The sequence below is a fragment of the Glycomyces tarimensis genome, from assembly GCF_054776215.1.
On record NZ_BAAHCB010000015.1, the window covers coordinates 118,751 to 139,247 of the forward strand.

21 protein-coding genes are annotated in these 20,497 nt (G+C 70.5%); 12 read left to right on the forward strand and 9 right to left on the reverse strand.

All coding sequences use genetic code 11. From position 1 onward, the window contains the following. Positions 1-23 precede the first annotated feature (23 nt). The 7 genes from ACYVK3_RS12725 to ACYVK3_RS12755 form a co-directional block, all read right to left on the reverse strand. A complete protein-coding gene (locus tag ACYVK3_RS12725; protein WP_460497696.1) occupies positions 24-1,730 on the reverse strand; it encodes an IlvD/Edd family dehydratase in 1,707 nt (568 codons plus the stop codon). Positions 1,731-1,807: 77 nt separating this feature from the next. Beyond that, positions 1,808-2,614: an IclR family transcriptional regulator gene (locus ACYVK3_RS12730; protein ID WP_460497697.1), complete on the reverse strand. Its 807-nt coding sequence runs from the start codon at positions 2,612-2,614 to the stop codon at positions 1,808-1,810. Positions 2,615-2,681: 67 nt separating this feature from the next. Continuing rightward, positions 2,682-3,524: a carbohydrate ABC transporter permease gene (locus ACYVK3_RS12735; RefSeq protein WP_460497698.1), complete on the reverse strand. Its 843-nt coding sequence runs from the start codon at positions 3,522-3,524 to the stop codon at positions 2,682-2,684. Further along, positions 3,514-4,470: a carbohydrate ABC transporter permease gene (locus ACYVK3_RS12740; protein ID WP_460497699.1), complete on the reverse strand. Its 957-nt coding sequence runs from the start codon at positions 4,468-4,470 to the stop codon at positions 3,514-3,516. Before ACYVK3_RS12740 ends, ACYVK3_RS12735 begins: the two co-directional genes overlap by 11 nt. Beyond that, on the reverse strand, positions 4,467-5,726 hold the full coding sequence (locus ACYVK3_RS12745; RefSeq protein WP_460497700.1) for an ABC transporter substrate-binding protein: 1,260 nt from the start codon (positions 5,724-5,726) through the stop codon (positions 4,467-4,469). Before ACYVK3_RS12745 ends, ACYVK3_RS12740 begins: the two co-directional genes overlap by 4 nt. A gap of 15 nt (positions 5,727-5,741) precedes the next feature. Next, positions 5,742-7,337, reverse strand: coding sequence for an FAD-dependent oxidoreductase (locus ACYVK3_RS12750; RefSeq protein ID WP_460497749.1), 1,596 nt, complete (start codon positions 7,335-7,337; stop codon positions 5,742-5,744). A gap of 5 nt (positions 7,338-7,342) precedes the next feature. After that, positions 7,343-8,380, reverse strand: coding sequence for a LacI family DNA-binding transcriptional regulator (locus tag ACYVK3_RS12755; RefSeq protein ID WP_460497701.1), 1,038 nt, complete (start codon positions 8,378-8,380; stop codon positions 7,343-7,345). 223 nt (positions 8,381-8,603) lie between these two features. On the opposite strand from ACYVK3_RS12755, the gene ACYVK3_RS12760 reads away from it, so the two are divergent. Continuing rightward, positions 8,604-9,590 carry a hypothetical protein gene (locus tag ACYVK3_RS12760; protein WP_460497702.1) on the forward strand — a complete coding sequence of 329 codons (987 nt, stop codon included), beginning with the start codon at positions 8,604-8,606 and terminating at the stop codon, positions 9,588-9,590. 47 nt (positions 9,591-9,637) lie between these two features. On the opposite strand, the gene ACYVK3_RS12765 is transcribed toward ACYVK3_RS12760, so the two are convergent. Beyond that, a complete protein-coding gene (locus ACYVK3_RS12765; protein ID WP_460497703.1) occupies positions 9,638-10,636 on the reverse strand; it encodes a zinc-dependent alcohol dehydrogenase family protein in 999 nt (332 codons plus the stop codon). An 87-nt stretch (positions 10,637-10,723) separates the two neighbouring features. Here ACYVK3_RS12765 and ACYVK3_RS12770 point away from each other — a divergent pair, with 87 nt between their 5' ends. The 3 genes from ACYVK3_RS12770 to ACYVK3_RS12780 are packed head-to-tail and all read left to right on the forward strand — an operon-like array spanning position 10,724 to position 11,828. Then, positions 10,724-11,095 (forward strand): ArsR/SmtB family transcription factor, encoded by a 372-nt coding sequence (locus ACYVK3_RS12770; RefSeq protein ID WP_460497704.1) that lies wholly within the window; start codon positions 10,724-10,726, stop codon positions 11,093-11,095. Further along, a complete protein-coding gene (locus tag ACYVK3_RS12775) occupies positions 11,092-11,463 on the forward strand; it encodes a YidH family protein (protein ID WP_460497705.1) in 372 nt (123 codons plus the stop codon). The genes ACYVK3_RS12770 and ACYVK3_RS12775 overlap by 4 nt, the downstream gene beginning before the upstream one ends. Then, on the forward strand, positions 11,460-11,828 hold the full coding sequence (locus tag ACYVK3_RS12780; RefSeq protein WP_460497706.1) for a DUF202 domain-containing protein: 369 nt from the start codon (positions 11,460-11,462) through the stop codon (positions 11,826-11,828). Before ACYVK3_RS12775 ends, ACYVK3_RS12780 begins: the two co-directional genes overlap by 4 nt. A gap of 94 nt (positions 11,829-11,922) precedes the next feature. On the opposite strand, the gene ACYVK3_RS12785 is transcribed toward ACYVK3_RS12780, so the two are convergent. Continuing rightward, positions 11,923-12,555 carry a universal stress protein gene (locus ACYVK3_RS12785; RefSeq protein ID WP_460497707.1) on the reverse strand — a complete coding sequence of 211 codons (633 nt, stop codon included), beginning with the start codon at positions 12,553-12,555 and terminating at the stop codon, positions 11,923-11,925. Positions 12,556-12,775: 220 nt separating this feature from the next. Between ACYVK3_RS12785 and mbhE the strand changes: the two genes are divergently transcribed. The 8 genes from mbhE to ACYVK3_RS12825 all read left to right on the forward strand — a co-directional run. Then, the gene (gene mbhE / locus ACYVK3_RS12790; protein WP_460497708.1) at positions 12,776-15,580 is read left to right on the forward strand and encodes a hydrogen gas-evolving membrane-bound hydrogenase subunit E; all 2,805 of its coding nucleotides are present in this window, start codon (positions 12,776-12,778) and stop codon (positions 15,578-15,580) included. Then, a complete protein-coding gene (locus ACYVK3_RS12795) occupies positions 15,577-15,888 on the forward strand; it encodes a sodium:proton antiporter (protein ID WP_460497709.1) in 312 nt (103 codons plus the stop codon). Before mbhE ends, ACYVK3_RS12795 begins: the two co-directional genes overlap by 4 nt. Then, complete coding sequence (locus ACYVK3_RS12800) at positions 15,885-17,360, forward strand: monovalent cation/H+ antiporter subunit D family protein (RefSeq protein ID WP_460497710.1); 1,476 nt, start codon at positions 15,885-15,887, stop codon at positions 17,358-17,360. The genes ACYVK3_RS12795 and ACYVK3_RS12800 overlap by 4 nt, the downstream gene beginning before the upstream one ends. After that, entirely contained in the window at positions 17,360-17,773 is a 414-nt protein-coding gene (locus ACYVK3_RS12805; protein ID WP_460497711.1) for a Na+/H+ antiporter subunit E, read from the forward strand. Before ACYVK3_RS12800 ends, ACYVK3_RS12805 begins: the two co-directional genes overlap by 1 nt. Beyond that, positions 17,760-18,029: a monovalent cation/H+ antiporter complex subunit F gene (locus ACYVK3_RS12810; protein ID WP_460497712.1), complete on the forward strand. Its 270-nt coding sequence runs from the start codon at positions 17,760-17,762 to the stop codon at positions 18,027-18,029. Before ACYVK3_RS12805 ends, ACYVK3_RS12810 begins: the two co-directional genes overlap by 14 nt. After that, positions 18,026-18,364: a cation:proton antiporter gene (gene mnhG, locus ACYVK3_RS12815; RefSeq protein WP_460497713.1), complete on the forward strand. Its 339-nt coding sequence runs from the start codon at positions 18,026-18,028 to the stop codon at positions 18,362-18,364. The genes ACYVK3_RS12810 and mnhG overlap by 4 nt, the downstream gene beginning before the upstream one ends. Before the next feature lie 155 nt (positions 18,365-18,519). After that, positions 18,520-19,728, forward strand: a complete 1,209-nt coding sequence (locus ACYVK3_RS12820) for a sulfotransferase family protein (RefSeq protein ID WP_460497714.1) — start codon at positions 18,520-18,522, stop codon at positions 19,726-19,728. Between the two features lie 141 nt (positions 19,729-19,869). Then, on the forward strand, positions 19,870-20,497 hold a 628-nt coding region (locus tag ACYVK3_RS12825; RefSeq protein ID WP_460497715.1), incomplete at its 3' end, for a DUF2306 domain-containing protein.

Sequence of the window (20,497 nt, forward strand, 5' to 3'; positions counted from 1 at the left end):
AGGGCAGGCGCTAGACGACGCGCTCAGTGCGACTCGCGGCTGACCTCCGACCCGGAGCCGCCCTGGAGGAAGTCGAGGTCGGCGCCGGTGTCGGCCTGGGTGACGTGGTCGATGTAGAGGCGCTCCCAGCCGCGTTTCGGCGCGGCGAAGCCGTCGAGGGTCGCCTGGTTCGGCAGGCGCGAGGCCAGTTCCTCTGCGGGCACGTCCATGTCGAGGCGGCGGTTCGCGACGTCGAGGACCACCGGGTCGCCGGTCTGGACCAGCGCGAGCGGTCCGCCCGCGGCGGCCTCGGGGGCGACGTGGAGGACGACGGTGCCGTAGGCGGTGCCGCTCATGCGGCCGTCGCAGATCCGCACCATGTCGCGGACGCCCTGCGCGAGCAGCTTCTTCGGCAGCGGCATGTTGGAGACCTCGGGCATCCCCGGGTAGCCCTTGGGGCCGCAGCCGCGCAGGATCAGGACCGTGTCGGCGTCCACGTCGAGCTCGGGGTCGTCGATGCGGGCCCGGAAGTCCTCGATGGAGTCGAACACCAGCGCGGGGCCGCGGTGCTCGAGCAGGTGCGGGGAGGCCGCGGCGGGCTTGATGATCGCGCCGTCGGGCGCGAGGTTGCCGCGCAGCACCGCGATCCCGGCGGCCTCCTGGAGCGGTTCGTCCCTGGACGCGATGACGTCGCCGTCCCAGATGCGGGCCTCGTCGAGGTATTCGACGAGGGGGCGCCCGGTGATGGTCAGGGCGGTCGGGTCGAGCAGGTCGCGGACCTCGCGCAGCACGGCTTGGAAGCCGCCGGCGCGCTGCAGGTCGTCCATGAGGTACTTGCCCGCGGGTTGGAGGTTGACCAGCAGCGGGACGTCGGCGCCGATCCGGTCGAAGTCGTCGATGGTGAGGTCGATGCCGAGCCGCCCGGCGATCGCCAGCAGGTGGACGACGGCGTTCGTCGAGCCGCCGATCGCCGCGAGCGCGACGATCGCGTTGTGGAAGCTCGCCTTCGTCAGGTATGTCGAAGGCCGGCGGTCCTCGGTGATGAGGTCGACGGCCATCTTCCCGGTGTGGTGGGCCGCTTCGAGGAGGCGGCTGTCGGGGGCGGGGGTCCCGGCCAGTCCCGGCATGACGGTGCCGAGGGCCTCGGCGACGAGCGCCATCGTGGAGGCGGTGCCCATGGTGTTGCAGTGGCCGCGGCTGCGGATCGTCGCGGACTCGGACTTGAGGAAGTCGGCCTGACTCAGGGTTCCGGCGCGCATTTCCTCGGACAGGCGCCACACGTCGGTGCCGCAGCCGAGGGCCTCGCCGCGGAACGTCCCGGTGAGCATGGGGCCGCCGGGGACGACGACGGCCGGCAGGTCGACGGAGGCCGCCGCCATGAGCAGTGCGGGAATGGTCTTGTCGCAGCCGCCGAGGAGGACGACGCCGTCGACGGGGTTGGCGCGCAGCATCTCCTCGGCCGCCATCGCGGTCATGTTGCGCCACAGCATCGCCGTGGGCTTGACGAGGGTCTCCCCGGGCGCGACGACAGGCAGGTCGAGCGGGATGCCGCCGGCCTCGTAGACGCCGTGCTTCACGGACTGCGCGACCTCGTCGAGGTGGGAATTGCACGGCACGAGGTCGGAGGCGGTGTTCGCGATGGCGATCTGGGGGCGACCGCGGAAGGCGCTGTCGGGGACGCCGCGACGCATCCACGCGCGATGGATGTACGCGTTGCGGTCGTCGCCCTCGTACCACTCCGAGCTTCGCATTGCTGTCGTCATGTTTTACTAACTTTCGGAATATGTGTCTGAAGAATGGAATACAGCCACTATATCGAGCGCGGTGGTCACTGACGCCGCGCCCGAATTCCGGCGGCCACGGGCGCCGCACCGATCTCGGCGTCGATCCTCGCGCGGATCGCGGGCGCCTCCTCCATCAGGCGCTCGATCGGCAGGCGAAAGGCCAGGGCGCTCACGCTCACGGCGCCGACCGGTTCGGGCGCGTCATGGATTCGCACGGGCACGGCGAGGCAGTTGACGCCGACCTCGTTCTCCTGGTCGTCGACGCCGTATCCGCGTGCTCGGGTGCGCTCCAGCTCGGCCCACAGCGCCGCCGTCGAGGTGATGGAGCCCGGCGTGCGCGGCTCGAGCGCCGGGCCGCCGACGCGTTCGAGCAGCTCCTCCTCGCTGTGCACCTCCTCGGCGAGCAGCACCTTGCCGACCGCCGTGCACGGGGCGAAGTTCCGTCCGCCGATGGACGACGTCAGGCGTATCGCGCCCTGGGGCGGATCGACCTTCGCGCGGTACACCACCTCGACGCCGTCGAGCACCGCGTAATGCACGGTCTCGCCGTAGCGGTCGGCGAGCTCGCGCAGGACCGGCTCGAGCCGCACCCACTCGGGCCGGGCCGCGTGGAAGCGGAACGCGAGGCGCAGGAACTCGTCGCCGAGCATGTACGTTCCCCGGCGCACCTGCGCCGCCAGTCCGGCGCGCCGCAGTGCGACGAGCGCGCGGTGCACCGTCGGCTTCGAGCTCTCGAGCGTCTGCGCGAGCTCGTCGAGTGTGACGCCGTCGGCGTGCTCGGCCAGCTCGATGAGCACGGCGAGCACCCGGTCGGACCCGACCAGCCGCTCCTCCCGTCCCGCTTCCGTCATTCCGATTACCAGGCCCCTCTTCCGATCCGTGGAAAACAGGATACGGTGAGGTGCGGGCCCGCTCTGGTCAGCCCTTGAGCCCAGTGTGGGCCAGCCCCTCGACGAACTGGCGCTGCGCCAGGACGAACACGACCAGCACCGGCAGGGCCGTCATGGTCGCCGCCGACAGCTGCACGTCCCACATCGGACCGCCGTAGGCGTCGGTGAACTGCGTCAGCGCCTGCGGGAGCGTGAACCGCTCCGGCGTGGACAGGAACACCACCGGCTCCAGGTACAGGTTCCAGCTGTGCAGGAACGAGAAGATGGCGACCGCGCCCAGAGCCGGGCGCGACAGCGGCAGCGCCACCCGCCAGTACAGGCCGAACCGGCCGAGGCCGTCCATGCGCCCGGCCTCCTCGATCTCGCCCGGCAGCGCGATGAAGAACTGCCGCATGATGAGCGTGGCCAGCACGCTCGGCGCCCCGAAGATCGGCACCAGGATCAGCGGCCAGTGCGTGTCGACCATGCCGAGCCCGTTGAACATCTGGAACAGCGGCACGATCGTGACCTCGCTGGGAATGAGCAGGCCGACCAGCACCACCAGGAACAGCGCGTTGTGACCGGGGAAGCGGATGCGCGCGAACGCGTAGCCGGCCATCGAGGACACCGCGAGCGTCCCGACGGTGACGACCGCCGCGATGTACATGCTGTTGAAGTGCTGCGTCGCGAACGGCGCGAAATCGAACACGCGCCCGTACGCGTCGAGACTCACCTCGGAGGGGAGCAGCGACGGCGGGAACGCGAAGATCTCGTTCGCGGGCTTGAGCGACGAGGTCACCATCCACCAGGTCGGGAACAGGAACGGGACGGCCAGCACGCACAGCAGCCCGTAGAGGAGCAGCTTGGTGCGCCGCGAGCGCTCAGTCTTCATGGACGACCCACTTTCTGCGCATCTGCCACTGGATCACGGTGAGCACCAGCACGATCGCGAACAGCAGGACCGACAGCGTCGCGCCGTAGCCGAAGTCGTGGAACTGGAAGGCGTTCTGGTACAGGTAGTAGACGAGCACCGTGGTCGAAGTACCGGGCCCGCCGCTGGTGAGCACGTCGATCTGCGCGAACACCTGGAGCGAGCCGACGACGGTGATGATCGACGTCAAGAGGATCGTCGGGCTGATCATCGGCACGGTGATCCGGCGGAACCGCGTCCACGCGCCGGCGCCGTCGATGGTGGACGCCTCGTACAGCTCCCTGGGCACCCCCTGCAGCGCGGCCAGGAACAGCACCATGTTCAGCCCGACGTTCTTGAGCACCTGCACCACGATGACGGCGATCATCGCGGTCGTCTCGCCGCGCAGCCAGTTCGGGCCCTCGACGCCGACGGTCGACAGCAGACCGTTGACGCCGCCGTCGTCCTGGAGCAGGAAGCGCCACACGATCGTCCAGGCGACGAGCGTGACCGCCACCGGCGAGAAGAAGACGGTGCGGAAGAAGACCGTCCCGTGCAGCCGCTGGTTCAGCAGGATCGCCAACACCAGCGCCAGGCTCAAGTTGAGGACGACCAGGCCGATCGAGAAGGCCCCGGTGGCGCCGAGCACGCCCGGCAGGGCCGGATCGGCGGCGAGCCGCTCGTAGTTCTCGGCGCCGTTGAAGCGGAAACCCCCGGCCAGGACGTTCCACTCGTGGAAGCTGTACCAGAACACCATCGCCAATGGCACCAGCACGAACACGATGCTGCCGGCCATCTGCGGGGCGATGAACAGGTATCCGGCCAGTCGGTCGCGGCGGCGCGCGGTCCACCCGCCCCTGCCGCGCCGAGGCCGGCCCGGCCGGGTCTGACCCCGGCCGGGCGCGGTGGAGTCGACGTCGACCGTCATTGGCTCAGCAGCGGGTCGACGGCGGTGCACAGCTCGGCGAGGACGCCCGCGACGTCCGCCTCGGGCGTCCAGAGCGGATCGAGCGCGGCGCGGACGGCCTGGTCGAGCTGCGCCTGGCCGGTGTGGCTCGGCTTGACGACGCCCGAGTCGATCCGATCGATGACGACCGACTGGAGCTGTTCGGGGCTCAGCAGCGGATTCGCCTGCCCCAGGACCTCGGCGGTCAGTTGCGACTCCCGCGGCGGCGGGAAGTACTGCGCGAGTTTCGCGGAGTTCTCCGGGCTCGTCATGAACGCGAGGAAGTCGGCGGCCTCCTCCGGGTGCGGGGCGACGGTGAGCACGCCGAGCCCGGCCTGGCCGATGACGGAGTACTCGCCGGCGGGTCCGGACGGCAGCGGCACGAGGTCCCATTCGAAGGAGGCGTCGGCGAGGAGCCCGGCGCGGGAGATCTGAGTGACGGTCATGGCGGCTTCGCCGGCGAAGAAGTCCGCCGTGGTGCCCGGTCCGGGCATCGCCTCCTGGTCGAACACGGCGTCGTGCATGAACGTGAGTGCCTCGATCATCTCGGGGTCGTCGAAGCCGCAGTCCGTGCCGTCCTCGCTCCAGGCGCTGGCGCCCCAACCGGTCCACAGCGTGGAGAGATAGTCCCAGCCGGAGTAGTCGAAGTCGCGGATGACGATGCCGTCGGTGCCGGTCTCGGCGTGGACCGCGGCGCCGGCCTCGACCGCCCGGTCCCAGCTCCACTCGCCGTCGGCGATGAGCTCGGCGGCGGTGGGCTGTCCCGCCTCGGCGAGGAGGTCGTCGTTGACGAACATCGCGAACGGCGAGGTCGAGAACGGGTAGGCGTACAGTTCGCCGTCGTGCCGCCACAGCTCGGTGGCGGCCGGCACGAGGTCGTCGAACTCGTATCCCTCGGTCTCCTCGAGCGTGTCGTTCAGCGGCACGAGCGCGCCGCTGGTGACGAAGTCGGGTGCCGAGCTCTCGAGGATCCACGCCAGGTCGGGGGCGTTGTCGCCGGCGATCTGGGTGGTGAGGGTACTGGTGTAGCCCTCGAACGGGAGCGGGTCGAACTCGATCGCCTCGACCTCGGGGTGGTCGGCGATGTAGGCGTCGGCGATCTCGTCGAGCATGGCGAGGTGGTCCTCGCTGGCCGACCAGATCGTCATGCGCAGGGTGACCGGACCGTCGTCGCTCTCGCCGCCGCAGGCGGCCAGGACGAGCGGCGCGGCCGCCGCCAATGCCAGTAGCTTTTTCATAAGGGGTTCTCCTTTTCAGTAGGCGCTGATGTCGGGCCATCGCAGTTCGACGCCCTGCGAGGCGAGTCGGTTCTGGAAGTCGGCCAGGAGCGCCGGGTCGGCGCCGACGGCGCGCGGTGCGACGCCGTGCTCGAAGCTGTAGGCCGCGAGGGCCCCGGCGGCCTCGCCGATGTTCCACTCCACCGGGTGCAGCCGGTAGCAGCCGTTGGTGATGTGGGTGGTGCCGAGGTTCTTCCCGGCCGGGAGCAGGTTGTCCATCCGCACCGGCAGCAGCGCGCCGAGCGGGATTTCGAACGGGCATGAGGGGACGTCGATGTAGTTGTCGCCTCCGGTGGAGGGGTGCAGGTCGATGCGGTACATGCCGATGCCGACGCTGTCGTGATAGGACGCCGCGCCCTTGTCGCCGCGGACGGCCGCCGACAGGTCCTGCTCGACGATCCTGTACTCGGCCTTGATGCGCCGCGACTCGCGGTGGTACGGGGCCTGCGCGAGTCCGTCGGCAGAGCCGGTGATGTCGCCGCGCAGGCGCAGCCCCGGCCAGCCGGCGCCGCCGTCGGCGCGCGGCGCCTCGGTCTGGAGCCAGTACAGGACGCTGTAGGACAGCCCGCGGGCCTTCTCCAGGTGTGCCGCGGCATCCGGATTGTCGACGACCGGCGCCAGGAAGTAGTCGATCATCGGCCAGTTGACGAGCGTGATGTCGCTGTCGTAGGTGCCCGGCGCGAAGGTGCGGCGGGCGGCGATCCGGCGGAACGTCCACAGGTTCTGGTCGCCGCTGCCGAGCCGCTGGTCGCCGACGACCGCGAGCGGGTCGTCGTCGGGGTTGGGCTCGAAGGTCCGCTCGCCCGGCTCGAGCGTCCGCGGGTTCGGCGCCCTGAGGCCGAGCAGGTTCCCTCCCCAGAAATCGGTGCGGAAGTCGCGCCAGAACTCGTAGTCGGCCGGCTTGTCGATGGTGTGGTCGCCGTCGACGTGATCGATCGCGAAGCACACCGACACCGCCTGCATGTTCTCCGGCTGCGCCTCGTCCGGCGCGCTCGGCTCGCCGGTGTCCCGCTGCGACTCGAAGCCGGTGACGTACTCGGTGCCGGTCAGCGGCAGCAGCTCCCCGGTCTCGGTCGCGTCCAGGACGTACGGCGCGGCGACCACGATGCGCTCGCCGTTGTCGCGGTGCGCGAGCGTGACCGCCTCCACCCGGTCGCCGTCGACCTCGGCGGCCACCGGCCGGTACGGCTGGAGCCGCCGGAGCCGGCCCGAGCCGAGATACGGCGCGAGCATGGCCTCGAGGACGGCGACGGCGACGCGCGGCTCGTGGCAGAGCCGGCTGACGTTGCCGCCGCCCGGATTGAGATCGCGTTTGACCCGGGCGGCGTCGGTGAGCGGATAGTAGCGCCGGTAGTAGTCCCTGATGCCCTCGCGCAGGCTCCGATAGGAGTCGGTGACGCCGAACTGCTCGACCCAGGACGGTTCGTCGGGAGGGACGGCCTGGCTGGTGAGCTGGCCGCCGATCCAGTCGTACTCCTCGGTGAGGACGACGCGGCGGCCGACGCGCAGCGCGGCGAGCGCGGCGGCGACGCCGCCGAGGCCGCCGCCTACGACGAGGATGTCGGTTTGCAGTTCCTTCAAGGGTGCTTCCTTCCGGTGGGGGACGGCGCGAGGGTCGCGCCGTCGTGCAGCTCGCACGGGAGCAGCCGCTGGATCTCCGTCTCGGCGCCCTCGATGAGCGCGGCGAACACGTCGACGGCCTGCAGGCCCATGTCGCGGCGGGGAATGGTGTAGCCGGTGACGTCGAGCTCGATCGACACCGGCCGGGTCGGGTCGCCGAGGGCGACGATGGACAGGTCGGCGGGGACGTCGAGTCCGCGGTCGCGAGCCCAGGCGGTGATGGCCGGGACGTCGGCGGGCTCTTCGAGGAACAGGGCCGTCACGCCGTCGGCGACGGCGCCGTCGAGGCGGGAGCGGTCCAATTCGGGCAGATGGCGGGCCTCGGTGCCGGCCGCCTCGGCGGCGGTGCGGAATCCGCGCAGACGGTCGGTGTAGGACTCCGGTCCCGCGCCGCGCCCGAGGTAGGCCAGGCTCGCGTGTCCGAGCGCGGCGGCGCGTCGCACGAGCGCGGCGGTCGCGGCCGCGTAGTCGACGCCGACGTAGGGGACCGGGCCTCCCGCGTCGTCGCGGCGGCCGACGGACACGAACGGGATGCCCTCGGCCACGAGCCGGGCCAGGTCGTCGTGGTCGATCTCCTGACCGAGGAGGATGCAGCCGTCGGCGAGCCTGATGCGGCTGCCCTCGGCGAAGATGCGGCGGCGCCCGTCCTCGACCGGCGCGCTGGTGAGCAGCAGCAGATCGCAGCCGAGGCGCTCGGCGCGCTCCTCGATGCCGACCAGGAACGGGTGGTAGAAGTCCCGGGTCCCCGAGGGGAAGACCGGCTCGTAGGTGAACACGCCGATGATGCGGTTGTAGCGGTCGGCGAGGCGGCGCGCGACCGGATCGGCGACGTAGCCGGTCTCGCGGATGGTGCGCAGGACGCGTTCGCGCGTCTCGGGGGCGATGCGCACGCCGGCGTCGAGGCGGTTGTTGAGCACCAGGGACACGGTGGCCTGGCTGACCCCGCTGAGGCGCGCGATGTCGCGCTGCGTCACGCGGCGGCTGGTTCCTGACACTTCGGGGGCCCTCTCTGTCCGCTGATAATGCGTATCAGCAAGTCGATAAGTAGCCATGTTGCACCCCCGTTTCCGGGCCGTCAAGATGATAATTCGTATTATCATCTTGACGAGCCGTTGCCGCCCGTTCGAGACTCGATCCCGACAGGCCCGCCGCGGCGCTCTCGCGCCGCCGCGCATCGTGGCGCGGCGGCGGTCGCGCGGGCCGGACGGGAGTTCAACGATGCAATCCGATCGAAAGCCCACATTGGACCGGCGGGCGCTGCTGCTCGGCGCCGCGGCGGCCGGCACCACCGCCGCACTCGGTGTCGCCGGGCCCGCTAACGCGGCCGTGCCCGGCTTTCCGACCTTCACCTACCGCAAAGAGGCCCTCAACAAGTCCTCACTGGACTACAACCCGACGAACGAGCTCATCTTCCCCTCGGTCCGGTACGTCGCCGGACGCGTCCAGAATCCCTTGGGCGCCTGGTACATGTACTACGCCCCGCACGACGCGCCCGGCGGCATCTGCCTGGCCTACGCCGACTCGCTCGAAGGGCCGTGGAAGGAGTACTCGGGCAACCCGATCATTCCGCGCACCTGGTCGCCGCACTATTCGGTCTCGCACGTCTCCAGCCCCGACGCCTACTGGAACGCGGCCGACGGCCGGATGTACCTGTACTTCCACGGCGAGAACACCACGACCCGCGTCGCCAGTTCCAGTGACGGCCGCTCCTTCTCCTACGACGGCACGGTCCTGACCACGGCGATGCTGCCCTCGGACGTCACCGAGGCCTCCTACGCCCGCGTCTTCCCCCACCCGGTGCAGTCCGGCGTCCACGTCATGCTGTTCATGGGCAACCAGGCCGGCACGCGCAAGATCTTCATCGGCTGGTCGCACCGGCTCACGTCCGGCTGGCAGTTCAAGCCGAAGCCGCTGATCGCTCCGAGGGCCGGCGAGGGAGGGCAGCTCTCGGGCGCCCACTACTGGTCCCGCAACGGCGGCGGCCACGTCGTCTACCACAGCGGCGCCGGCAACATCCACGTCGCGCACGTCGGGACGAGCTTCGACCGCGAGGAGCACCTCGGCGTGCTGTTCGACTCCGCCTCCACCGCGCCGGACAACGGGCGCGCGGCGGCACCGAGCTTCGCGGAGCAGAACGGCCGGCTCTACATGTTCTACGAAGCGGGCCAACGCTCGGCGACGAACATCGCCATAGCCCGGACCTGAACCCGCACGGGGTCGAACCGGCATGCCGGTTCCCCCCCCCACGCCGCTCAGGCGGTGACGACCAGCTTGCCGAACTGGGTGCCCGATTCCATGTGGCGGTGCGCCTCGACGATCTCGCCGAGCTCGAACACGCGGTCCACGACAGGCCGGAAGGCGCCGCTTCGCAGCCCGGAGTCGATATAAGCCACGGCACGGCGCAGCCGCTTCGGGTCCCGGCTGATCTCGTGCATTACGAAGGTGCGCAGGTTCAGCGCCGGCATCCCGAGATCGAAGCCCGGATACGGCGTCGGCTGCCCGCTGAGGGCGCCGTAGAGGAAGTGCGTGCCGCCCGGAGCGACGGCACTGGACAGTTCGGTCACCCCCGGCCCCGCCACGGCGTCGAAGACGTACTGCGCCCCGCGGCCTCCCGTCAGTTCGCGCACCCTGCCGGCGACGTCCTCCTCTTCGGCGACGATCACCGCGGCGGCGCCCTCGTCGAGCAGCCGCTGCCGCTTGGCGCCGGTGCGGGTGACCGCGATCGGGACCGCGCCGACGCGGTTGGCGATCTGGATGGTGGCCAGGCCGACGCTGCTGGAAGCCGCGTTGAACACCACCGCATCGGCCGGACGCATGCCGCCGACCTCCACGAGCGCGCCGTAGGCGGTCAAGTAGGGCATCCACACCGCCGCGCCCGCCACCGCGCCCACGCCTTCGGCTCGGGGCACCAGGGAGTGCGCCGGCGCGATCGTCCGCTCGGCGTACATGGAGTAGTCGTTCTGCGAGAACGACGGCACCACGCTGACCGCCTGCCCGGTTTCGACGTCCGTCACCCCCGGACCGACGGCCTCCACGATCCCGGCGGCCTCGGCGCCCAGCCCGGACGGGAACCGCCTGACCGGTTCGATGTACCGTCCGGCGCGGAACAGCGCCTCCGCCCGGTTCAGGCCGATGGCCTCCACCCGCAGCAGTACCTCGCCCGGCCCCGGCTCGCCCGGATCGAGCTGCTCGATCCGCAGCACCTCCGGACCGCCGAGTTCGCTGAACCGCACCGTCTTCACCGTGCCCATAGACCCTCCTTCGCAGTGGACGCGAGCCACTCTAATCATGAAGTACGATGCCTGTCAAACTTTGACGAGCGTAGTACTATCGCCGTCATGGGACGCGTGCCTCCGCACCCGGAGCTGTCGGAATTGGGCCTCCAGCAGATACTGGAGGCCATAGTGGACCCCGTCCGTCGCAGCATCGTCGCCCAGCTCGCGGCTGCCGACCGGGACGTCAAATGCGGTGACTTCGACATCCCGGTCAGCAAGTCCACCGCCACTCACCACTTCAACGTGCTGCGCGAGGCCGGTCTGATCCGGCAGTACTACGCGGGCACCTCACGGATGAACAGCCTCCGCCGCACCGACCTGGACAAGGCGTTCCCCGGCCTGCTCGACGCCGTCATCGCGGGGCAGACCGGCACCGCCGGAACCCATCGATCCGCCCCGACCGGTATCGTCGCCGACGCGGGGGAGGACGAGTGAGCGAGCGGCGATTCCCGCGGCGGGTGTTCGAGCACGGCGAGGAGCCCGATCCGCGGTTCACACTGGCGAATGAGCGCACCTTCCTGGCATGGATCCGCACTTCGCTCGCCTTCACCGCCGCCGGGGTCGCGTTGGAGGCGCTCGCCGTGCCACTGCACGGGACGTTCCGGCTCATCGCCGCGTTCGTCCTGATCGCCATCGGCTTCGCACTGCCCGTTCAGGCGTGGATCGGCTGGATGCGAACCGAACGCGCCATCCGCCTCGGGCGGCCCCTGCCCGCGCCGGTCTCCATGCTCCCGGTCGCGATCGGAGTGATGCTCGTCGGTGCGCTCGTCATCGTCGCCCTCGTGACCGGGCCGGGACGATGATCGGGCGGCCGGTCGGCGCGTGGGATCCCGGCCGGCAACCGGAACGCAACAACCTGGCCTGGCGCCGGACCGCACTCGGGATCACCGCCGGGATGGCCATTGGCGCCCGCCTGCTCACCGCCCCGCATCCCTGGTTGGGCATCGCCTTGCCCGCCGCCGCGGTCGTCACCGGGGCGGCGCTGTTCGCCGCGGCCGGCGTCCGGTCCCGGCGCCTCGATCGGGACCTGCGGGCGGTCCCGCCCGGTGGCGGGCCGTCGGCGGCTCCGAGCGGTCGGCTGCTCCTCGTGACCGCCGCGTTCGCGGCACTGCTCGCGGCAGCCGCCGCCGGTCTGATCCTGACCGGGCACGTCTCGGCCGACCGGTGACCGGCATGCCGCGAATCGGCCCCGGCCAGCCCCGAGCGGGTCTGCGATCCGGTGCTACCGCGCTATGCCCGTTGCCGAGAGCGGCAGGGACGGCTCATCGGGGCGACGCACCACCGGAGACGAGAACCGGAACGGACGCCTGTCGGATCACGGCCTGGCTCACGTCGCCCATGAGCGCCTTCGACAGGCCCTTGCCGTGGCGGCCGACCACGATCACGTCGACGCCGCGCTCTTCGGCGTACTCCAGCAAGGCCCCCGCGGGCGGCCCCGACAGGACCGCGGAACTCACCGCGCGCCCGCCGATCCGCTCGGCCCTGCCGGCGAGCTCGTCTTCGATCCTTCGGATCTCCTCGGCGTCAGCCGCGTCGCTTTCGGCGGCTTCGGCGCGGTCGAAGTCGACGACCCTTGCGAGGATCAAGGTGTACTGGTCGCCCGGCAGCAGATCCAGCGCCGTGTCGAGGGCGCGATCCGCCTCCGCGGAGCCGTCGATGCCCACCAGTGCCTGACGCGGAGCCCCAGAGGCGTCGTGTTCGTGCTCGGTCTCGACCAATCGCGAGTCCGTTTGCACGCGTTCGGGCGCCGATGCCGCGAAGATGGGACCGAGCAGGATCGCCGCGAGGATCCATTTGCGGTCGCGGTGGCCGTACCGGGCCATCCACAGCAGGGCGACCAATCCGGATCCGGCCCACAGCACGATGACGATCAGGAACACTTCAAGCGCGGGCATGCCCCCATGCTAGGTGCGGTGCCGTGACGCCGCAAGGCATTCGTGGTTCATTCTCCCCTATGCGGACAAAACTGGTTTGGCATGCGTATATCCGGAAATGTCTTTACGCTCGTGGCAGGTTCGGAAGAGTCCGTGAGCTGTCGCTGTCCAATTCCGCAGCCCCACTGCGGATGGTGGTCAACGGTGCGTGTGCGGTCGCGGAAGGAGTGATGGGCCGGTCGTGTTGTTGTTGGCGGCATTGATCGCGCTGGCGGTGTTCGCCTTGCTGGTCGCGCCCGTGCACCGCCGATTCGGACGCGACACCGGATGGCTGCTCGCCGCGGGATTCCTGGCGCTGGCCGGCCTGTTCGCGGCGCAGCTCCCCGCGATCACCGCAGGAGAGACGATCACCGCCTCCTGGCCGTGGCTGCCCTCGATCGACGTCGCGCTGCGGTTGCGACTCGACGCATTGGCGCTGTTGTTCTCGCTGATCATCCTGGGCGTGGGCGCGCTCGTGATGGCCTACTGCGCCCGTTACCTCAGCCGCGGAAGCCACGTGTGGCTCTACACCCTCATGACGGTCTTCGCACTGTCCATGCTGCTGCTCGTCCTCGCCGACGACGTCGTCGTGCTGTTCGTCGGCTGGGAACTCACCACGCTGTGCTCCTTCTTCCTCATCGGCGACCTGCGTTCGAAACCCGCGGCCCCGGCGCTCCGCGCGCTCTTGGTCACCGCCTCGGGCGGGCTCGCCCTCCTCACCGGCCTGATCCTGCTCGCGGTCCACTCGGGAACGACGCGGCTGAGCGCGATCCTGGCCGACAGCGCATGGAAGGGCGATTCAGCGCTCGCCACGACCGCGGCCCTGCTGGTGGTCGTCGGCGCCATGACCAAATCGGCGCAGTTGCCGTTCCATTTCTGGCTGCCCGACGCGATGGTCGCCTCCACGCCCGTGAGCGCCTACCTCCACGCCGCTTCGATGGTCAAGGGCGGCATCTACCTCCTCATGCGGTTCTCGCCGCTGTTCGCTGAGACCCCGCTGTGGACGTGGGCGCTGACGACGGTCGGGCTCGCGACCGCGGTCGTCGGCGCCCTGCTCGCCCTCAAGCAGCATGACCTCAAGGCCCTGCTGGCCTACTCGACCATCAGCCAGCTCGGCTTCCTGGTGGCACTGATCGGCGTGGGCACGCCGGAGGCATTGGCGGCGGCGGCCCTGCACGCGCTCGCCCACGCGCTGTTCAAGGCGACCCTGTTCATGCTCGTAGGGATCATCGACCACCAGGTCGGCAGTCGCGACATCCGGGAACTGACCGGCCTGCGGCGCGTCATGCCCGTCACCGCCACGCTCACCGGCCTGGCCGGACTCTCACTGGCCGGTGTCCCACCGCTGATCGGCTTCGTCAGCAAGGAGCAGATGTTCGCCGCCTTCCACGGACTCCCGGGCCCGGCATGGGCGGGGCATGTCGCGGTGGTCGTCGCGGTCGCGGCGGCCTCGCTCACCTTCGCCTACGGTCTGCGCATCTTCTCCGGCGCCTTCGTCGGGCCCACCGTGCAGCGACGCCTGCGCGAGCCGAGCCTGCCATTCCTGGCGCCGGCCGCGTTCGCCGCGGCGGCCGGAGTGGCGCTCGGGATCGGTGTGGAAATGCTGAACCCGCTCATCAGACGCGTCGCCGTCGACACGCGCGAGCAACTGGCCCGGGTCGATCTGCATCTGTGGCACGGCCTGTCCCCGGAACTGGCTATGTCGGCGGCCACCGTCGCGGTCGGGACGGCGCTCTTCGTGGCCCGCGACCCCGTCGACCGGTTCCTGCAGGGGCTCCGCTCGCCGCTGAACGGGCGGGACGTGTTCGCGGCCTGCTACGAGTCCACCCGGCGCGCCGGCACCCGGATCGGATCGATCACGCAGCGGCCCTCCCCGGCCGCGCACCTGGTGGTTCCGCTCCTGGCGATGGCCGCGATCGCGATCGCGTACGCCTTCCATCCGGTCGCCGTCCCGGCGGCGCCCGAGCCCACCACTCGTGGAGCCGACTGGGTGCTGGTCACGCTGCTGGCCGCGACCGTGGCCGGGGCGGCCACCCGGCGCTCGCGAGTCGCCGCGATCGTCCTGATCGGACTGACGGGGTTCATCGTCGGACTGTGGTTCCTGCTCGCGGGAGCGCCCGACCTGGCGATCACCCAAGTCCTGTTCGAGGTCATCACGGTCGTCGTGGCGGTCATGGTGCTTCGCCGCCTGCCGCGCAGGTTCCATCCGGCCACGAGACGCCGCACCGCCGCGACCGCCGGCGTGGCCCTCGCCGCGGGAACCGCGGCCGCCGCCGCCACCTTCACGCTCACCGGGCGCCGCGAGCCCTCGGCGGTGTCGGCATACCTGCTGCGCGAGGCAGGCCCGCAGACCGGCGGCTCCAACGTGGTGAACATGATCCTGGTGGAGTTCCGCGCCCTCGACACCCTCGGCGAAGTCACCGTGCTCGTCGCCGCGGGACTGGGGGTGGCCGCCATCATGGACCTGACGACGTCCCGCCGATCCGAGCCCGGGGCGCGCCCGAGCCGCGCCGCGGTCCCCGACAGCGCGCTCATCGTCGACGTCGTCCGGCGAGCCCTCACCCCGGTGCTCGTCGTCCTCTCCATCTACCTGCTGCTACGCGGACACCACGAGCCGGGAGGCGGCTTCATCGCCGGACTGGTGGGCGGCTGCGGGCTGGCGCTGCTCCACCTCTCGCGCCCCGGCGCGCGCCGCGAGCCGCTTCCTCCGATCCAGACCCCGCTCCTCGCGGCCGGCCTGACGGTCGCCACCGGTACCGGCCTCGCGGCCCTGGCCGCCGCCGAACCGTTCCTCAAGCCCGCGCACGGCCACGTCGACCTGGCCGGCGCGCACGTCTCACTCAGCAGCTCGCTCGTGTTCGACCTCGGCGTGTACCTGGTCGTCCTCGGCATGGTCGCCGCAGCGCTCAACCGCTTGGAACACCACGACATCGAAACGACGGCGAACGAGCCCCGGACCTCGCCGGCCCCGGAGCGAGGAGCCGCGGACGAAAGGGGGCGCACATGAGCGCGGCGGTGGCGGTCGGCCTGCTGGTGACCGGAGGGGTCTTCCTGATCCTCCAGCGTGGACTCATACGGATCGCCCTCGGATTCATCATGCTCGGGCACGCGGCGAACCTCGTGCTGATCGCGTCCGGCGGCATGTCCTCGCGCGAGCCGCCCTTGATCCGGCACCTCGTGCCCGGCGACGCCGCCGATCCGCTGCCGCAGGCGTTCGTGCTGACCGCCATCGTGATCACCTTCGGCATCACCGTCTACCTGTTCGCCCTCGCGAGGGCCGACGGGGACGACGACGACACGGAGTCCGACGCATGAGCGGACTGTCGATTCCGCTGTCCATAGCCCTGCCGCTGCTGGCGTCGGGGCTGCTGGCGCTGCTGCGCCGCCGCCAGACGCTTCGACGAGGCGTCCTGCTCGGAACGCTCGGCCTGCTGCTGGCCCACCACCTCGCCCTCCTCGTGCTCGTCGCCGACGGCGCGGTGCTCGCGACCCGCATCGGAGACTGGCCCGGCGGCGTGGCCATCGCCTTCATCGTCGACACGTTCAGCGCCCTCATGCTGGTCGCCACCTCACTGGTGGCCCTCGTCTGCGTCGGCTTCGCGCTCGCGGCGGGGGAAGACGAGCGGCACATGTTCGCGCCGCTCGTGCTCATCCTCGCCGCGGGCGTGACCGGGGTGCTGGTCACCGGCGACCTGTTCAACATGTTCGTGTTCCTCGAAGTCACGCTCATGCCGTCCTATGTGCTCATCAGCATGTCGTCCGACCGCGCCCGGTTCACCGCAGGACGGGTCTTCCTCACCCTGAGCCTGCTCACCTCCACGATCTTCCTGCTCGCGGTCGGACTCGTCTACGGAACGGCCGGCACGATCGACCTCGCCTCCCTGGCCGGTGCCGCGACGGACTCGCCGCTGCTGGCCGCGGCGGGCGCGGTCCTGCTGGCGGCGCTGGCGGTCAAATCGGCGCTCGTGCCCGTCCACGGCTGGCTCGCCGAGACCTACCCGCATGCCGCACCGGGCGTGACGGCGTTGTTCTCCGGGCTCCACACCAAGATCGGCATCTACGCGATCTACCGGCTCTACACCCTGCTCTACGACGGCGCGGCGAGCTTCGCCTGGCTCGCCGTGGCGGTGTGCGTCCTGTCGATGGTCGTCGGCGCGCTGGCCGCGTTCGGCCAGGGCTCGATGCGGCCCGTCCTGGCGTTCCACATGGTCAGCCAGAACGGCTACATCACGCTCGGAGCCGTGCTGCTGGCGCCCGTCGGGGCGGCCGCCGGCATCTTCTACCTGCTCCATCACATGATGGTGAAGGCCTCGCTGTTCCTCTCGGTCGGCGCGGTCGAGCACCGATACGGGACCGGGCGACTCGATTCGCTCGGCGGACTGGCGCGCCGCGAGCCGCTCGTGGCCCTGGTCTTCCTCATCCCGGCGCTCTCGCTGGCGGGCATGCCGCCCTTCTCGGGATTCATCGCCAAATACGTCCTCGTTCGGGCTGCCGTGAGCCAGGAGCAGTACGTCGCGGCGGTCGCGGCGGTGGCGGTCGGGCTGCTGACGCTGGCGTCGATGGCGAAGATCTGGCAGTCCGCCTTCATCGGCGACCCCAAGGACGACGACGATCGCACGGGCCCGCTGCTGACCAGCATTCCGGTGCGACTGGCAGTGCCTCCCTTGGCGCTGGCCGCCGTGACGGTGGCGCTCGGTCTGTGGGGCGAGTGGCTGCTGGCGCTGTGCGACCAGGCGGCCCGCGGGCTCTCGGACTACGCAAGCTATGTGGAGGCGGTGAACGGCTGATGAGGACGACACTGGGAGCCCTCGGCTCGGCCTTGTCGTGGATGGCGCGGATGCTGGCGTTCGCGCTCTACTTCACGTGGGAGCTGATCTCGGCCAACGCCGCGCTCACCTGGGACATCCTGACGCCCAGCAGCAGACTCGCCCCGGGCATAGCGCGGTTCCCGCTGCGCTGCCGGACCCGCTTCGAGATCGCGTTCCTGGCGAACCTCATCTCGCTGACCCCGGGCACCCTGACGCTCGCGGTACGCCGCGATCCGCCGATGCTCTATGTGCACGGCATGTACGCCCCCGACCCCGAGCGGTTCCGGGAACGACTGCGAGTCCTGGAGAGCCGGATGCTCGCCGCGGTCCGCTTCCATGGCTTCGACGCCGAAGGCGCCGAAAAGGACAGGGGCAGCCATGAGCGCGCTTGACGCCATGTTCGCCGTCACCGCCTTCGCGCTGCTCACGGCGGCCGTCGGCGTGGTCCGCGGACCCACCGACGGCGACCGCGCCGTGGCCGGCGACCTCGCCTTCTACGCCTTCATCGCCGCCGTCGCGGTATTGGGCACGCGCCTGGGAGACACCTCCTTCTTCGAGGTGGTGCTGGTGGCGGCGCTGGTCGGCTTCCTGTCGTCGGTCTCCGTCGCCCGATTGATCGACCGAGACGACCGCGAGGAGGATTGGTGAGCGCGCTCGAAGTGATGTCGTGGGCATGCCTAGGTCTGGGCGTGTGGCTCATCGCCGTCGCGGCGGTGGGATACCTCCGCCTGCCCGACCCGTATTCACGGCTCAACGCCGTCACCAAGGCCGCGACCTTGGGACTGGTGCTGGTGCTGGCCGGTGCCTGGATGGCCGAGCCCGGATGGCTCGCGGCCGTGGAGGTGCTGCTGGCGACCTGGCTGCTGCTGACCACCGCGCCGGTGGGCGGCTACGCGATCGGACGCGCCCTGCACCGCTCCGGCGTTCCACTGGGGAAACGGGCCCGGTACGACGAGCTGCGGGAAGATCGGCAACGAGACTGAGTCGCATGGCGAGCGCCGCCCCCGGGTCGCGAGCGCACCGGGGAAACTCCGGTTTACGCTCTTCTCGGCGGTATACACGGCCCGACGTCCCGGCTCCTCCTGCTTCCGTAATATCCGTATCGCCACCACGCTCATGCCATTGAGAGGACCCCCTCATGAGTCGCCGCAGCCGCACCACCCTCACCTTCAAAGCGCTGAACGCGAGTCTGACTCCGCTGGCGCGGTCCCGGCGCGACCCGGGGGCCGCTTGGGACAGGGCCATCCGCCAGGCCGAGCGCACCAGCGGCATCGACGTCGACGAGACCGACCGCCAGTGGATCGAGGACTTCCGGTTCCTCATAGGCTGCGTCGCCGACGTTCCCGACCTCTCGCCGATCGGCTGGCTGACGACCATCATGGACGCCCGGGCCCGGCTGGTGAACCGATTGCGGATCCGCCGGCTCCATCAGCGGCACCCCGAGATCGGGGCCGAGCCGATCGAGCGGCCGGTGTTCGTCGTCGGGCTTCCGCGGACGGCGACGACCCTCGCCCACCAGGTGCTGGCCGCCTCGCCGGCCTGCCGCGGACCGCTGCTGTGGGAGATGGTCAACACCGACCTCGAACGCGATCCGAAGACCACCGCGAAACGGATCAGGACGGTGCGCCGGCAGTTCTCCTCGACCCGCTACGCCCCCGACTTCGACTTCATTCACCCCGTCGACGCCGAGAATCCCGAGGAGAGCATGTTCCTACTGCCGCACGGGCTCTACCACCTGCTGTTCCACGCGCCCATGCCCGCCTACCGGGAGTGGTTCGCCTCGCGCGACACCACGATCGACTACAAGTACCTCAAGTCGGCGCTCCAAGTCCTCCAGCACGGCCGCCCGCGTCGCCGCTGGGTGCTCAAATACCCGATGGACCTCGGCCAGATGAGCGCCATCAAGCAGGTCTTCCCGGACGCGACGTTCGTGTGGACGCACCGGAGCCCGACCACGGTCATGGGCTCGCTGTGCTCGCTCGCCGACCTGGCGCAGTCGCTGTTCCTCGCCCGGGTCGACCGGGACGCCCTCGGCGAGCTCGCCCTGGAGCTGATGGTCGAGACGGTCGAAGCCGGCCGTGCCTTCCGCCAGCGCCATCGCGCCTCGGTGGTCGACGTGCCCTACCACCGCCTCGCCGCCGACCCCGGCATGTTCGTCCCCGGCCTGTACAAGGACCTCGGCATCGAATGGACCTGGGACGACGGCGAGCACCTCGTCAACGCGCTCGGCAACCCGGTGCGCGACCGCAAGCACGAATACCACGTCGGCGCCTACGGGCTCACGCCCGAGCAGATCGATCGCGCCTTCGGCGACTACGAGCGCATGGTCAGCTCGCTCAACTTCTGAACCCCCTGCCGCCCGCGTCCTGGGCGACGGCGGCGCTCGCGGCTCGAGGCCGGAGACGACCACGGCAAGCGCGTCGCCGAGGTTCCCCGATTAGGCCACATGGCTGAAGCGGGGAGTCGTCGCCGCGATGAGGATTGCGGTATGAACCCGCCGCAGAACATTCCCCGCCGCGAGTGGCTGATCGCCGCCGGCCTCATCGTCCTCGCGCTCGTGCCGTCGCTCGCCGGGATGGTCCGCCTCGGCGAGATAGCCTCGGGGGCCCCTGAGACCTCCGCCAACGCCCGGTTCCTGCGGATGCCGCTGCCCGTCGTCCTGCACATTCTCGGCGCGCTCGTCTACTCGATCGTCGGCGCGTTCCAGTTCCTTCCGGGCCTGCGCGGGCGGCACCTGTCGTGGCATCGCTTCGCCGGGCGATTCCTGCTCATGCCCGCGGGACTCGTCGTGGCCGCGAGCGGACTGTGGATGACCGCGTTCTACGACGTGCCCTCCATGGACGACGGCCCCGTCGCCGTCTCGCGATACCTCGTCGGCGCGCTCATGCTCGCGTTCCTCGTGCTGGGGGCCGCCGCGATCGCCCGGGGCGAGGTTTTCGCGCACGGCTCGTGGATGATCCGCGCCTACGCACTGGCCATGGGCGCGGGCACCCAAGTCCTCACCTCAGGGCCGTTCCTGCTGATGTTCGGGGAGCCCGACGCCCTCATGCGCCTCCTCCAGATGGACGCCGGATGGATCATCAACGCCCTGGTGGCCGAATGGGTGATCGCCCGCC